We start from the raw sequence: 15,393 nt of genomic DNA, 5'->3' as shown, positions 1-15,393 counted from the left end.
TCGTGGAGTGCAGCGGTGGCTCACTCGGTGGTCTGATATGCGGTTTCCACACACTTTGCGCTTGACCCCACAGTTGCGCAGAGTATGGCTAGCAAAAAGCACAGCAGGCATTCAAAAGCTTGCTAGCCTGCTAGCCACCCCTGCTAGCCAAAAGCACGCAAGGAACACAATATAAGGAGTCAAGCGCAAAGTGTGCGGAAACCCCTTATCAGACCACCGAGTGACATACCGCCGCACTCCTCGAGCACGCGGCGTCGGCATTTGAACCGTCTCACCTTGAGCCGACACCTGTGCACCACTCCTCACTCCTACATCGTTCATGAAGTCGACGAGACGTCGTCGATAACCGTGCACATAGCTCGCGGCTCCGCAATGAGGACAAAGCGAGCACTGATTAATTTTCAGAGTTGCCTCATAAATAACTTCTCGACATTTTGCGTGCCGACCGATGATATTCAGGGACCGATTGAACACACTGGGCATGGTAGGAGATTTCTCCTCCATGCTCCATGTTTTTTCTGCTCTCTGCGTTGTTTTTCTCTTCTTCTCTCTGCTCTGTTGCAACGTCATTCCACACCATTAGCAGAAGAGCCGCCGCAGATGCACTCATTTTTCTGCTCCCGAAAAAACGCAATCAAAGATATTCATAGAAGACTATCTTGGCTTATATATAGCGAGTAGATCATATCACTTCTTTGTGTTGAAAAAACACCAAGTACAAACAGAGAAAATGAACAGTCTAATATAAAGGCCACATATGCTACATATTGCCACTTTTCAGGAAGGAGGCCAGATAAGGTCAAATACACTACAATACCTCCAATGAATCCGATTTGGGAGTGATTCTCTTTTGTTCTCAGGCTTTTATAAGCACAATGCCAATTACAAAAACATATTGCCAATCCTATTATACAGAGAACGAATAAAACTATATTAAACAAAACATTCATATCCTATTAGGGTTTGATCTTCCTGTGCCGTCTTGCGGTTGCCGATATTGTCATAGCTGTAGCTGTAGGCATCGGCACCGAGGGTGGCGGCCCGTGAGTTGACTCGGAGCCGCCTCACGGCTCCTCGCCCCTTCGGGGCAAACGCTGCGCGTTTGTCCAATCGCCCTTACAGCCGTCGGGTGTTTCGTCGTAACTATAGCTTCTCGACGCAACATCCGTCTGCCCTTGCCGATACTGCATAGAGGTCAGGTGGCTGCGTGCTTCGGATTTACGTGCACGTCTCCGCACTCCATTCGGGCAGGCGAATGAAGAAAAATCAGACCCTAGGCTCAGAGCACGCATTCCTATGCACCATCTTAGTCAGTTGGAATTTCCTGTCAAGAAAATAAGCCGGCGCAAATTGCGGGCAGCGTCAAGGCAGGAACTAAAATAACACCCACCCTCATCCGCGCTGACAGCCTTGCAAGTCTCCTGTGGATGGCTGCTGCAAACCAGCTGTTGACGGCCTCATGCTCCGCACGCAACGCGATTCCGTAATGGAGAATCCTGCGATAGAGCCATGCAGGATAGCTCTGTGTAGAGCGGAGGACTCATAAGCCTTTGGTCGCGAGTTTACCTCTCGTTCCTGCTAGTATGATAGCCCGCCTCCCGGCACCTTTTCGGGAGGCGGGCTTTTTTGTCGCTAGTAGCTTCATCTGAAAGAGTTGCGAAGTACTCGACTCATAACGGAAAAGCCCCGTTTTTGCCCTGAAAAGCCCCATTTTTGGCCCATTTTCAGGCCATTTTGACCCCCTCGGGACTCCAAAGGACTCGTGTACTGGCATCTTCTCAAAGTGTCTTTTTGCCTCTAAGTAACTCGCCACCAATAGATTGCGTGAGACTGGGCCGTTTGCACCTCTCAAAGTCTCAACCCATTGAAAATGAATGAGTTAATTTTCTGACTCATAAATCTGTGTATTTTGACCACCAAAAATCGCCGTTTTTCGGCTTTCCCGTTATGAGTCACAACTTTAGTAGGAATTAGGAGGCCAGGCCATCCTCTAAGCCTTTGAAAATAAATGAAAAAAGAGTAAAAAAGTGCTGGACAGTGACCCTGAGGGCGCTATACTCTACAACGGGATAACGCCTTAACCGTAAACAATTTAGACACAAATCCACGGTGAAAACGCCACTCAGCATCACACGATACCGCAACACTCGCTACTGGGCCATCTGGCTGGGCGGAGACCTCCTGGCGGTAACCGTGTACCGCAAAGGCGCCGAGGCCATCCTCCACTACATCAACAGCAAGAAAGCACACACCATGAGAAGCAACAAATACACAGAGTCCCCCATGATCGGGGCCATCACCCGCGAAGGCAAAAGAGTCCGGGTGAGAGCGACGGCCGGCGGCACGAGCATCTGCTACAAAGAGCAGGGGAAATGGAGCGCCGACGAGACATGCACAATCCCCTTGCCGGAGCTCCTAGCCGAGGGCGTGCTGAAGCTGGCCGATCAGAAGGCGCGCACGACCTACGACAAGTTCTGCGCCCGAGGGCGGCGGGTGCGCCGCAACGCAGCTCAACGGCAAGAGGCTCAAGCCAAGGTCGACACGAGCCTTCCGTGGGAAGCCAGCGAGGAAGCCGAGACCCGGGACGAAGAAGAGCCCCTTACCTCGCCAGAGGACGAGCCCGCCTCCCCGGCAGAAGCGGAGCCCGCCACCCCGGTCGAAGCAGAGCCCGCCACCCCGGCAGAAGCAGAGCCCGTCGCCCCGTCAGAAGCGGAGCCCGTCGCCCGGCAGGAAGAGCAAGCCGCCCGCCTGAGCACCTACAACCTCGAGCGTGAGGGCGAGCTGATCCGGCTTCACCCCGGCATGGCCAGCGTCACCCTGCAAGCAGGCGACATCCTGATACGCCGCTACAAGAAAGCCCTCGTGCAGGTCATCGTCCGCGCCATCGGAGCGTACGAATGGGCGGGCGAAGTCTACCCCACGCTCACCCACATCAGCTGGAAAGCCACCGGCTACCAGATCAGCGGCAACAGCTTCTTCGGGCTACCCGCTACACCCCGCTCAGCCCGCGCCTGAGCCCCTTAACCGCCCCCTGCGCATAGCCGAAGTTCATACGACGAACTTAGTCTAGTTAAGACAGTGAAAGCCCAGAAGTTCAGTTTTGAATAAAAGTGGAGGACTTTGAGAACACCAACACTTTACTACGGCAATGTAGTCTTTTTTTCTGTTCTTTTTCCAAATTTCTTCATCGGACATTTTCTTGCAGAAAAATAGCGAAGCTGCGCCTGTCCCGTATGTATTACACCCCGCAAATATGATAATCCGGCGGGACGCTGTTCCGTTCTTAGTAGGCTCGTCGCAGCATAAGATCATGCCAATATCAGCCTTTACGTCTCCATCTGGAGATTTAAAGTCACCCTCAACTTCATAAGAAAACTTTCTTCCACATGCCCCCAAGAGAAAATGAAGTTCTGTGTTGTTAAAAGTAAGAATTTTAATCTTTTCGGACAACATGTTAAAGGCAAGTGACGTAAAACGGTTGGTAAAAGGTCCCCCCAGCAGAATGAGATCACCAAAACCTCGGTTGATTAGACTTACGGACTTATAATCATTTGCGTGCGTGAAGTTATGCCAATTTATATTCTCTCCATACGCTTCTGTGAGGGATGATATTACGTATGGCAATGCGTATATCTGTCCTTCTCCAACTCCATACCGTTTCACCCCCGTACGATTCTTTCCGTCATTTTCTGAAAGCTTTTGAGATAAGTCGTATGACGATACACAAATTACGCAATGAGATGGATCGCGCAGCCTCCATAACTTCACGGACTTTACACACGATCTCAACGCATTTAGGCACAAATCTGAACATTTAGCTAAGATCGCACCAACGCCGCAAGTCAGTACGCACGAGGCGATCAGGAAAAGTAGTCTTTCGGTCCTTGCCCATGTGCTACCTTCATTCAAAGCATGGTAGAACGCGCATGCTGCAGCTGCAATGATGCAGATAGAAAAAAATAAATAGATGAGAATTTGAAGCGTTCTTGGCCGACATGATATTCTAAGTTCCATATAACCTCTACGGAGAGTCTAGCAAACTCGATTTGGCGGAGCAAGGAAAATAATCCATGCCTATGGATTTAAATTTTCCCCCATATTTCCGAAAACCATGAAACGATAAACACACCGCCACCTGCAGCACCGGGCTCCGTTTCCCTTGCTGCCTGAGCTTGGCTGCTCACACCTCCTCAAAGAGGATGCGTTCGATCTCCTGCGGCGGCAGATTGAGCATATTGAGCATCCCCGTGATATGCGGCTGAGAGACCCCCAGGCGGCGGGCAAACTCCGTCGCCGAGCCAAACTTGCCCGTCGTGAGGTATTGCTCAATGAGAATGGCGTTTGCCATACGGACGGCTCGGTTGGAGGGGCGACCGCGCTTGCGGCGTGCTGCCACCGCGTCGTCCAGGCGCGTCCTGAGGCGCACAATACGCACATTCTCCGCATCCCGCTCCGTGATGATCGGGATGGAAAAATCGAAGCCCGTCTGCGGGGTTACCTCGCCGGGCGCGGAAAGGTCGTAGGGGTCGGGAGTCTCAACCTTCACCGGGGTTGCCGGGGGCTTGCGTCCCGGAGGCGAGAGGTGAAGCGTGACGGTTCGGGTTGCTTGGTGAGTACTCATGGTTGAAAGGGGGAAAACTTGAAGTCGTGAGTTTGAAGTCCGGGTTTGCTGATGCCGCATCAGGAAAGCCCCTCGCGGAGCGTGACGTCCAGTTGCGAGCCGTTGCTGTTGACCACCACCTGCTCAAAGGCCGCCTGAAACACCTTGCTGAGTTCCGCGGGCGACGCGTCCTGCAAGGCCACGTCGACGCTGTAAAGCGCGTCCGCAATCCGTCCGGCATCCTGCCCCGGAATCTGGCGGATGAGCGCGGAAAGCACCTGCGGGTCATCGCGGAAATGCGTGATATACCCCTTGAGCAAACCCTCGATATGGTCTGCGCCGAAATGCGGGCTTGCACAGCCCTGCAAGTAGGCACGCTTATTGGACGCGCACGAGTAGTAGCGGCGCATCACCCCGCGCTTAATCGTGTAAGAGCCCACGTACTCCCTGCCGCAGCGCCCGCATCTCAGAATCCCCTTGAGCGGGTAAACCACCTTCTGCGAACGCCCCGACGGCGTCCCGTGCCGCTCGCGGGCCTCCTCATTGAGGCGGCGGGTGGCCTCATAGGTCGCTTGGTCAATAATCGCCTCGTGGATACCCGGCACGAGCCCGGAGTCCGTGCGGATGAAGCCGGCGTAGACATCGTGCACCAGAATCCGCTTCACCGTCTGGCTGTTCCACGGAATGCGCTCCCCCTCCGCATTGAGGCGGTAAAGGCGCCCCTCGGCATTCAGTTGGCGGGTGATCAGCACCGGACCCTTGCCGCCGAGGTAGAGCTCATGGATGTAGCGCACCGTCTCCGCCGCCGGCGGGTCAATCTCCAGCCGTTTGTTCGCCCAGCGGTAGCCGTAGGGAGCGTTGCCGCCCACCCAGCGCCCCTGCGCCTTGCAGGCGTTGATTTTATCACGGAGGCGGGCGCGAATCATAGCCGCCTCGTAGTCCGCCACCACGGCCATCATATTCATCGAGAGCTTCCCCTCGGGCGTCTGCGTCTCAATGGACTGGGTCGCGCTGATGAACGACACGTTGTGGGCGGCAAACTCCTTCATCAGAGCCGTAAAGTCACCGAGGTCACGGCTGAGGCGGTCGAGCTTGTAGACCACCACGCAATCCACCTCGCCCGCCCGCACCTGCTGGCGCAGCATATTGAGCTGAGCGCGCTCAACCGTCGTCCCGCTCACCGCCGCATCCACAAAGGAACCCGTAAACACCCAGCCGTCCTTCTCGTGACGGCGGATGCAATCCATGCACAAGTCAAACTGGGCATCCAGCGAATTGTACTCCTGATCAAGCCCCTTAGCGATCGACTTGCGGGTATAAATCACGCAGCGGCGTCGCGGGGCTGGCGCCTCGCCCGGAAGGTCTGTCGGAGAAGAAGGAAACGTCGTCATGCGCGGGACTTCATCGGCAGGTTAAAGAAAGCGTTGCCACTCTTGCGGTAGCCGCAAATCTTCCAGGCAATCGCCGTCAGATTATCGAACACCTCGCCATCGTAGGCGAAGCGGCCTTCGCCGAGCACCGTCACCTCGTGATACCTGCCCTTGAACAGGCGGCGAATGACCGACCCGGGTGCCATTTCATCGGCCGAGAGCGGCGCCTGCTGCGGGGCGGAAGCCTCGACAATCTCCTGCTCCTCGACGTGTAGGCGCTTGGGTTTGAGGCGAATCAGCGTCTCATCGGCCAGCTCGGCCGCTCGCTTCAGCGCCCGCTCCGAAAGACCGCCGGTCACCAGCGTATTGATACGCCACGTGAGCCGCTTGATGAGGAAAGAACGGTTGCGGGTGGTATAGGGTTGATTGCCGAAGAGAATCACCCACTCGCGGCGCAACTCAGCAACACTCATGTCCTGAAGAAGCGCCTTGCGAGCCTCGGCCTCCTTGGGTGTCAGTTTGTTTACAAGACTGCTCATGTAATCTAATGTTTTGTGTGTCAATGTGTAGTGTACCCTATACCATAGCACGAGAGGCGAGAAGAGTCCAGAAATTTTTGCCTCTCATGCTATAAAAATCAACGCTTTGGAGGCTTTGTGGCGACGGGGCGCACAAAGCAAACGTCCGGGTGATTCAGCAGCCGGAGGATGAGCGGCGCCGGCGGGGCAGGGGAGAAGCCTGCTGGCAGCCTGTGCTCAGCAACGAGAAAAAAGCGTCAACCTGTCGGAATTTCCGACAGGTTCGCGCGAAGCCGGCACCCCCGTCTTCTACACTCGACCGCGGGCAGCCTGTGCCCGGCAACGAGAAAACAGCCTGAGCGCCGCCCCTTTTGCCGCCCCGCGCCCCCGCGCCCCCCGGATGCATCCCGGCCGGCGGGATGCACCCGTAAAAGCCTCGGCATCAGCGGCGACACAGCGCCCAACCGAAAGCACCAACCCGCCAAAACCCCGCCCAAACCCTCCCCGAAAGTGCAAAAACAGAAGTGCGCGTGACACAACCCAACAGCTTATATCCTTGTGTTATATATCCTCATGTGGTAGAATGCCGAGCATGTCCAACTCCTCCTTCACCTCCATCTTCGACCAACTCCGGCAACTGGGCGAAAGCCACTCCCAGAAGCAAAAAGGCACCAGCTTTGAAAAACTCTGCCTGCGCTTCCTGCAAGAGGAGCCCGTCTTCCGCGAACGCTTCTCGCAGGTATGGCTCTGGATGGACTGGCCCCACCGCAACGGAAGGCAGGATCAGGGCATCGACCTCGTCGCCCAAGAAGCCGCCAGCGGAGACTACTGCGCCATCCAGTGCAAATGTTACTCCCCGGAGCACGTCCTCAGCCTCGAAAACCTCGGCACCTACTACGCCAGCGTCGGCATGGACTGGGGAGAAGACGGCAGCATCCACTTTGCCAGCGGCATGATCATCGCCACCACGGACAAGTGGAACACCAAGCTCAGCGACACCATCGAAAAACACAGCTTCCCCTGCAAGCGCATCGGCCTCTCCGAGCTCAACGACTACGCCGTCGACTGGGAAAAACTCGTGCGCGGAGAAAAAGAAGTCCTGCGGCCGCACCACGCCACGCGCCCCCACCAGAAACTCGCCATCGACGACGTCATGCGCGGCTTTGAAACCGAAGACCGCGGCAAACTCATCATGGCCTGCGGCACCGGCAAAACCTTCACCTCCCTCAAGCTCATGGAGCGCTTCATCAACGAGCGCTGCGGCGGCCGGGGCTGCGTCCTCTTCCTCGCCCCGAGCATCGCCCTCGTCTCCCAGAGCCTCAGAGAATGGATGGCCCAGACCGAGATCAACATGCACCCCATCGCCGTCTGCTCAGACAGCCAAGCCTCCCAGCTCGAAGACGCCGACCTCTGCGCCGCGGACCTGCCGGAACCCGCCAGCACAAACCCGCGAACCATCAACCGCAACTACCTCAAATTCAAAGATACCCACACCTGCGTCGTCTTCTCCACCTACCAATCCATCGACAAAGTCAGCGAAGCCCAGAAACACGGCGCCCTGCCTGAATTTGACCTCATCATCTGCGACGAAGCCCACCGCACCACCGGCGTCTCCCTGCGAACCGAAAGCGGCGCCTACGACGAATCCAGCTTCGTGCACGTCCACGACAACAACTTCATCGCCGGGCGCAAGCGCCTGTACATGACCGCCACCCCGCGCATCTACACGGAAACCGCCAAAAGCAAAGCCGCCGAAGCAGACGCCCTCATCGCCTCCATGGACGACGTGCTCACCTACGGCCCGGAATTCCACCGCCTCCCCTTCTCGCGCGCCGTCAAAGAAAACCTCCTCACCGACTACAAAGTCCTCGTCCTCTGCGTCGACGAAGACTCCGTCAAAGAGCACTTCGCCCAAGAACTCCAAGCCCACGACGGAGAACTCGATCTCGACGACGCCGTCAAACTCATCGGCTGCTACAACGGCCTGCGCAAGCAGCAAATCCGCACCATCAACTCCGTCGCCTACCGCGACGACGAAGAAAGCGACGACGAAGACACCGACCCCTCCCGGCCCGACCACGCCCCCGTCGACTTCCTGCAGCTGGACCCCGCCCCCATGCACCGCGCCGTCGCCTTCTCCGGCACCATCAAAGACTCCATGGCCATCAAAAAAAGCTGGCAAATCATGGTCGAAAAAATCCGCGCCGAGCAGGGCGACTCCCCGGACTTCCTGCCCTGCACCATCGACCACGTCGATGGCACCATGAACATGCAACTGCGCAGCGACAAACTCGCCAAACTCAAAGAACCCGTCGGCCCGGACGGCGAATGCCGCATCCTCACCAACGCCCGCTGCCTCTCCGAAGGCGTCGACGTGCCCGCGCTCGACGCCGTCCTCTTCCTCGCCCCCCGGCGCTCGCAGATCGACGTCGTCCAGTCCGTAGGGCGCGTCATGCGCAAAGCCCCCGGCAAAAAATACGGCTACATCATCCTCCCCATCGGCATCCCCCGCGACAAGAAAGCGGAAGACGTACTCGACAACGACAAAAAATACAAAATCATCTGGGACGTCCTCCAGGCCCTGCGCTCCCACGACGACCGCTTCAACGCCGCCATCAACCAGATTGACCTGAACAAAGGCCGAAGCTCCCTCATCGAAGTCGCCCTCACCGCCGCCGAAGACGAAGACAACAACTACGGCAGAATCGGCCGGCCCGAGCCCAACGGAGCCGCCGCCGGCGCCGCCCTGCAACAAGGCCTGCTCAGCTTCGAACGCGCCGCCCAGTGGACGGAAGCCATCTTCGCCCGCACCGTGAAAAAATGCGGCGACCGCCGATACTGGGAAGAATGGGCCTACGACATCGCCGAAATCGCCAAGCGCCAGATCGAAGCCATCCACGAACATCTGGACGCCGGCAACCACGCCGCGGAATTCGACGAATACCTCTCCGGCCTGCGCGAAAACATCCAGCCCAACATCTCCACCGATGACGCCATCGAAATGCTCGCGCAGCAGCTCATCACCCGCCCCGTCTTCGACGCCCTCTTCGAGAACTACAAATTCGCCGAGCAGAACCCGGTCTCCAAAACCATGAACCGCATGCTCGACCTGCTCAAGGAATGCGCCTCGCCCGGCGACCAGCGCCGCCTGCAAGCCTTCTACGACTCCGTCGCCGACCGCGCCAAAGGCATCGACAACGCCGAAGGCCGCCAGCGCGTCATCATCGAGCTCTACGACAAATTCTTCAAAAACGCCTTCCCGCGCATGGCCGAAAAACTCGGCATCGTCTACACCCCGGTGGAAGTCGTGGACTTCATCATCCGCAGCGTGCACGACGTCCTCAAGCGCGAATTCGGCCTTAACAAAGGCCTCGGCGCCGAAGGCGTCAAAATCCTCGACCCCTTCACCGGCACCGGCACCTTCATCGTCCGCGCCATCCAGAGCGGCCTCATCAGCAAGCAAGACCTGCCGCGCAAATTCCGCTCCGAGCTCTTCGCCTGCGAAATCGTGCTGCTGGCCTACTACATCGCCTGCGTCAACATCGAAGTCGCCTACCAAGGCCGCATGAAGGCCGCCAAGTACGAGCCCTTCGAAGGTATCTGCCTCACGGATACCTTCCGCATGGACGAATCCAGCGCGAAGGACCAAGACCTCTTCACCAGCTTCGAAGACAACGGCGAGCGCCTCAAGCGCCTCTGCCGCCAACCCATCCGCGTCATCTTCGGCAACCCGCCCTACTCCGTCGGACAGGAATCCGCCAACGACAACAACCAAAACGAAGCCTACCCACGCCTCGACGCCCGCATTGCCGAAACCTACGCCGAGGAATCAAACGCCGCCAATAAGAACAGCATTTACGATTCCTACATCCGTGCCTTCCGCTGGGCCTCCGACCGCATCGGAGACTCCGGCATCGTCGCCTTCGTCAGCAACGGCGCCTATATCGACAACAGCGCCATGGCCGGCTTCCGCAAAAGCCTCATGAAGGAATTTTCGGCCATTTACTGCTTCAACCTTCGCGGTAACCAGCGCACCTCCGGTGAACTCTCCCGCAAAGAAGGCGGGAAAATCTTCGGCTCCGGCAGCCGTACCCCCATCGCCATCACCCTGCTCATCAAGCGCCCGGGTGACCAAGGGAGCGCGCAGCTTCATTATCACGACATCGGCGACTATCTTTCCCGCGAAGAAAAGCTGGACATCATCCAAAACTTCGGCAGCATTCGCTCCATTCCGTGGCAACATCCCCAACCCGACGAATACGGCGACTGGATCAACCATCGCACGGCAGGTTACTCAGCCTTTCTGCCCTTGGGTGACAAAGCGACCAAGGGCAAGACCAATACACAAGCGATTTTCGGCATCTTCTCGAGGGGATTGGAAACCGCACGAGATACGTGGGTATATAATTTCTCGACTATTAGGCTTGAGGAAAATCTCAAACGTTTCATAGAATGCTACAATGAGGACGTAAATAGACAAGAACAAACCCTAGACGAGAGAAAAATCAAATGGTCAAGTAGTCTAGAGGCCAAATATCAGAATGGAAAGACTCTCGCATTCTCCCCCTCTAAGAAGAGCATAGCAATATATCGACCTTTCTCACAGCAAAACATCTATTTCGATGAAGATTTAAATCACCGCCCCGGTAGACAGCCGGTTTTTTTCCCCACAAGTCAATGTGAGAATTTGGTGATACTAGTAACAGGAGTTGGTTCTTCCAAACCTTTCTCTTGCTTCGTTACCGACAAAATTCCCGATGTCCAGCTTCTTTTTAACGGGCAGGGTTTTCCGCTCTACTGGTATGAAAAGAAGGAAGGCTACCTGAACTTCGGGGGCGACGAAACCGTCGGAAACCTCATTCGGCACCAAGCCATCACCGACTGGGCGCTGGAGAAGTTCCGCAACGCCTACGCCGACCCCAAAATCGGCCGAGAAGACATCTTCTATTACGTCTACGGCCTGCTGCACAGCCCGGAATACCGCAAGCGCTTTGAGAACGACCTGCGAAAAGAGCTTCCCCGCATCCCCTTCGCGGCGGACTTCTGGACCTTCTCCCGCGCCGGGCGCGAACTCGCCCACTGGCACCTCGATTACGAGACGGTGGAGCCCTACCCCCTGCAAGAGAACTCCGCCGGCGACTTCCGGGTGACGAAAATGAGCTTCCCGAAAAAAGGCGTGCGAGACACCATCATCTACAACGCCACGACCACACTCAGCGGCATCCCGCCCGAGGCCTACGACTACGTCGTCAACGGCAAATCCGCCATCGAGTGGATCATGGAACGCTACGCCGTCACCACGGACAAGAAGAGCGGCATCGTGAACGACGCCAACGACTGGTGCCGCGAGCACAACAACCCGCGCTACATCATCGACCTCCTCAAGCGCATCGTCCGCGTCAGCCTCGAAACCGTCCGCATCGTCAAATCCCTCCCCCCGCTGGAAGAGAAGTAAGCCCACCGGCCTCACACGCTGACCCCCGCTTGCCCGCTCGCAGCCTCCCGCCCCTCAACACAAGCCCCCTTGCCCGCAGGGCAGGGGGGACCTTAGCCGTTGGTCCGTTTGGTGGTCAAGAGAGATACCTGCGCCGCCGATCGTGCAGGCTATGTCGTAGGGGCTATCTAACGCTAGGACATGCCTGAGATGTTTATGCTTAGAGATAAATTGTACTTGACTTCTGTAAATGATTTAGTAAACTAACACCAATTTCACATTTACGTATCCTATGAGCCAGGAAATAAGACATATACAGGTAAAGGATTTGATTTTATGGAGTGAAAATCCGAGGGAGCAGATATCTTCATGTGCTTCTAATCAGGATATCGTCGATCGGGCCTTGGAAGATAAACATAAAAAATGGAAGTTGCAGGAATTGGCTGTCTCTATGGGAGACTCATATGATTTGAGTGAATTGCCAACAGTTGTATATAAAGATGATAAACCGATCGTTTATGATGGTAATCGTCGTGTTATACTTGCATTACTGCATTTAAAGTTGGTTGATTCACACGAGTATAGCGTTGAAACTCCTCAAGTCCCAGCTATTTTGCCATGCAACGTTTGCGACGAAGAAACAGCGTTGAATAACGTTTACAGAAAGCACGCGTTAAGGGGATCATGGAATGTCATTGAGAGAGATGCTTTTGTCCATTATAACATGGGAAAAGAAAAGAGTTTTTTTCTTACCTTAGATGAAGCTCTGGATGGCTATATATCAAGAAATGGAGTTTTAAATCGTGTTTTTGTAAAAGAAGAGGTCCTTAATGATAGAACGTTGACAAGTATAGGGATCAAGATAAATGCAGGAAAATTGCAATCTCAGCACAGTAAGGAAGAGCTTCTTTTGATATTGTCTGATATTTTGTCTTGTGTGCGTGATAAGAAGATATCCACGAGAAATAGCCGAAGAAATTTGCTCGACGTTTTATCGCCAAATGTACGAGATATGATAGTGACCAATCAAGGAAACGACTATCAGATCATCGAAGTAAAAAGTCCACCTGTAAATAAGGATGCTATTGAGCATAATGCTACTGATGCGGGAAGCAAGCCTCGTACAAGACGGGTCAAAGGAGCTGAGTTGCAGTATTTTGGTGGTAGCCTTAGTTTGAAGACTGGTGAAGTAAACAACTTGTACAGGGATATGGAATCATTAGTGCAATACTATTGTAAGCATAAACATAAATTGTCAGATGGTTTTCCTGCTCTGCTGCGAATGGGATTTAGATTAATATGCGAAACCGCTGCAAACGATGAGAAAGAGACAAAGAAAGATCCTGTAGGAACTTACGTAAACAAGTATTTTGATGATGCTAAAAAGATGTTAAGTTATGATGAAAAGACATTTCTTTCTTCTCAGAATGTAAAAAAAGAGTCTATAACGCAATTGCTCCACACTGGCGCTCACAATTATTCTTCATCCAAAGCACCAGAGCAAGGAAAAGCGATTTCCATCATATTGGGAAAAATGCTGCTTCTTTCACATGGAAAGTGATATGAACCATATATGCTCTCCACTGCGATATCCGGGGGGGAAATCCTGTATCTTCCCGTTTGTATCACGTTTATTTTATGAAAATGATTTGATTGGTATTGATTATGCTGAACCTTTCGCTGGCGGATGTGGTCTGGCATTGCGGTTAATGATGGAAGAATACGTAAAAAAAATATATATCAATGACTTTGACCCATTTATATATGCATTTTGGTATGTTGTTTTGAACAATACTGATGAATTTTGCAGATGGATTGAATCTGTGGAGTTAAGTGTGAATACTTGGAAAGCTTATCACGAAATTCAGTCTGACGCTTCGCGATACAGTTTGTTTGAATTGGCTCAATCAGCATTTTTTTTAAACAGAACGAATGTTTCAGGAATTCTGAAGGGTGGATTGATAGGTGGCATCAATCAGTTGGGTAGGTATAAAATTGACGCGCGCTTTAATAAAAAAGATTTGATATCGCGAATAGTTAAGGTTGCAAACTTCTCATCAAGAATAACCCTAGCTTGTCTAGATGGAAAAGAGTTTGTAAAAAATCTTGACAGGAAGAAGTCTGCGATATTTATATACTTAGATCCTCCGTACTACAAAAAGGGCGCGAAGCTCTACATGAACTTTTTTAATCGTGATGATCATGAAAGACTTGCAAGACAGGTTCTAAGACTTAAGAAACTTTGGATGGTTTCATATGACAATGAGTCATACATAAAGTCTCTGTACGGCAAATGCCAAAAGGTAGTTTACAACTTATCGCAGTGCGCCTCTAACCGTGTCGGAAGAGAAGTGCTTATTCTTGATAATCGCCTTGATTGGAATAATTCTTTAAATATGTTAAATGATCCTGTTCGGGAGGTTTAAAGAAGAAGTTATGCACACTATGAACTCGCTTCTTTGACGTGAGGCGAGTTCATTGCTTAATCCGAGGTAAACACTGGTGGATTCGTTCTTGTTGGTAAAGTACCTTATGCTTTACTCCGGTGGATTCATCTCATTAGGCAGCGAGTCCACGTAATTTGTCCTGATAGTTACGCCCCTTGCGCTCTACCCACATTAGCCGAGTCTAGCTGTCCTCCTTTATTCGCTGCATCTTTTGTCGGGGCTGCTGCTCGTCCCCCTTCCTCATCTACGCGTCCTGCTGCGTCCCGCCCCGCCGCAGCATTTGGCATCGCGGGGGCTGGGGGTGTTGGTGTAGTAACCGCTGCCGGGGTTGTCGCGGAAGTGGCGGCAGGAGCGGTTGTGCGTCTTGCCCGAGTTGCTCACCCAGTAGAGCGCCGTGGCCGCCTCCGGGCGCGGGGCGGGGGTGGACGCGCGGCGGGCGCTGCGCTCGGCCTTGCGGTAGTTCCAGGGCGCTACGGCGTTCTGCTGCGCCCAGAGGCCGCGGCGGGCCGCGCGCGCGGCTCGTTCTGCACGGGTGTAGGCCGGGCCGGCGCTGTATGCCTTGTAGTCCCACGCGTGCCCCTCGCGCACGAGGCTCAGGTTGATGTTCTCCTCCCCGAGGTAGACCGTGCCCAGCAGGCGGCCGTAGCGGTCGCGCGTCTCGCCCTCTACCTTCACGCGGCGGTTCAGGATGCGCTTCGCGAGGTATTGCCGCGCCTCCGGGCCGCCCTCCTGCCGCAATTCCGGCGCGTCGATGCCGATGAGCCGCACCTTTTCTTTGCCACCCCCGGCGTCGATGGTGATCGTGTCGCCGTCCGACACGCGCAGGCAGCGGCCTTCCGTCGCGCCGAGTGCTTGCGCGCAGAGGAGGAGCAGGAGAAAGAAGAGAACGAGTTTTGTGCTAAAAATGTTCCGGTATCGGTATGTTTTGTGTGTTGCCATCTTGTCGCCATCCTAGAGGTAGGGGAGTGCGGAGTCAAGCGGAATGTACCGAAATCGGTATATATTAGAGTGTATGACCCTCGTG

At 54.5% G+C, this 15,393-nt stretch carries 8 protein-coding genes and 1 tRNA gene; 5 read left to right on the top strand and 4 right to left on the bottom strand.

The annotated features are described in order from the left end of the window. Positions 1-1,511 precede the first annotated feature (1,511 nt). A tRNA-Met gene (locus tag AC6UAL_RS07000) sits at positions 1,512-1,581 on the top strand. A 528-nt stretch (positions 1,582-2,109) separates the two neighbouring features. Beyond that, on the top strand, positions 2,110-3,015 hold the full coding sequence (locus tag AC6UAL_RS06995) for a DUF2924 domain-containing protein (RefSeq protein WP_500682661.1): 906 nt from the start codon (positions 2,110-2,112) through the stop codon (positions 3,013-3,015). A 1,165-nt stretch (positions 3,016-4,180) separates the two neighbouring features. Here the strand turns inward: AC6UAL_RS06995 and AC6UAL_RS06990 are convergent. The 3 genes from AC6UAL_RS06990 to AC6UAL_RS06980 form a co-directional block, all read right to left on the bottom strand. After that, positions 4,181-4,621 carry a hypothetical protein gene (locus AC6UAL_RS06990; RefSeq protein WP_500682660.1) on the bottom strand — a complete coding sequence of 147 codons (441 nt, stop codon included), beginning with the start codon at positions 4,619-4,621 and terminating at the stop codon, positions 4,181-4,183. Positions 4,622-4,680: 59 nt separating this feature from the next. Further along, positions 4,681-5,925, bottom strand: coding sequence for a recombinase family protein (locus AC6UAL_RS06985; protein ID WP_500682659.1), 1,245 nt, complete (start codon positions 5,923-5,925; stop codon positions 4,681-4,683). A 62-nt stretch (positions 5,926-5,987) separates the two neighbouring features. Beyond that, entirely contained in the window at positions 5,988-6,509 is a 522-nt protein-coding gene (locus AC6UAL_RS06980; RefSeq protein ID WP_500682658.1) for a DUF2924 domain-containing protein, read from the bottom strand. A gap of 571 nt (positions 6,510-7,080) precedes the next feature. Between AC6UAL_RS06980 and AC6UAL_RS06975 the strand changes: the two genes are divergently transcribed. From AC6UAL_RS06975 to AC6UAL_RS06965, 3 genes are all read left to right on the top strand, one after another. Then, positions 7,081-11,943 carry a DEAD/DEAH box helicase gene (locus AC6UAL_RS06975; protein ID WP_500682657.1) on the top strand — a complete coding sequence of 1,621 codons (4,863 nt, stop codon included), beginning with the start codon at positions 7,081-7,083 and terminating at the stop codon, positions 11,941-11,943. A gap of 271 nt (positions 11,944-12,214) precedes the next feature. Next, the gene (locus tag AC6UAL_RS06970) at positions 12,215-13,483 is read left to right on the top strand and encodes a hypothetical protein (protein WP_500682656.1); all 1,269 of its coding nucleotides are present in this window, start codon (positions 12,215-12,217) and stop codon (positions 13,481-13,483) included. Then, positions 13,473-14,348 carry a DNA adenine methylase gene (locus AC6UAL_RS06965; protein ID WP_500682655.1) on the top strand — a complete coding sequence of 292 codons (876 nt, stop codon included), beginning with the start codon at positions 13,473-13,475 and terminating at the stop codon, positions 14,346-14,348. The genes AC6UAL_RS06970 and AC6UAL_RS06965 overlap by 11 nt, the downstream gene beginning before the upstream one ends. A 261-nt stretch (positions 14,349-14,609) precedes the next feature. Here AC6UAL_RS06965 and AC6UAL_RS06960 read toward each other — a convergent pair whose 3' ends face one another. Continuing rightward, on the bottom strand, positions 14,610-15,308 hold the full coding sequence (locus AC6UAL_RS06960; protein WP_500682654.1) for a thermonuclease family protein: 699 nt from the start codon (positions 15,306-15,308) through the stop codon (positions 14,610-14,612). Between the last annotated feature and the right edge of the window lie 85 nt (positions 15,309-15,393).

This window comes from Candidatus Parakkermansia intestinigallinarum (genome assembly GCF_944389695.1).
Lineage (GTDB): Bacteria > Verrucomicrobiota > Verrucomicrobiia > Verrucomicrobiales > Akkermansiaceae > Akkermansia > Akkermansia intestinigallinarum.
Note: the sequence above shows the minus strand (reverse complement) of the source record. Positions and strands in the feature narration are given on the sequence as shown.

Bases quoted from the DNA above. Each gene is read 5' to 3' on its own strand.
- AC6UAL_RS06980 (WP_500682658.1), bottom strand. From the start codon at position 6,509: ATGAGCAGTCTTGTAAACAAACTGACACCCAAGGAGGCCGAGGCTCGC.
- AC6UAL_RS06990 (WP_500682660.1), bottom strand. From the start codon at position 4,621: ATGAGTACTCACCAAGCAACCCGAACCGTCACGCTTCACCTCTCGCCT.
- AC6UAL_RS06970 (WP_500682656.1), top strand. From the start codon at position 12,215: ATGAGCCAGGAAATAAGACATATACAGGTAAAGGATTTGATTTTATGG.
- AC6UAL_RS06975 (WP_500682657.1), top strand. From the start codon at position 7,081: ATGTCCAACTCCTCCTTCACCTCCATCTTCGACCAACTCCGGCAACTG.
- AC6UAL_RS06965 (WP_500682655.1), top strand. From the start codon at position 13,473: ATGGAAAGTGATATGAACCATATATGCTCTCCACTGCGATATCCGGGG.
- AC6UAL_RS06960 (WP_500682654.1), bottom strand. From the start codon at position 15,308: ATGGCAACACACAAAACATACCGATACCGGAACATTTTTAGCACAAAA.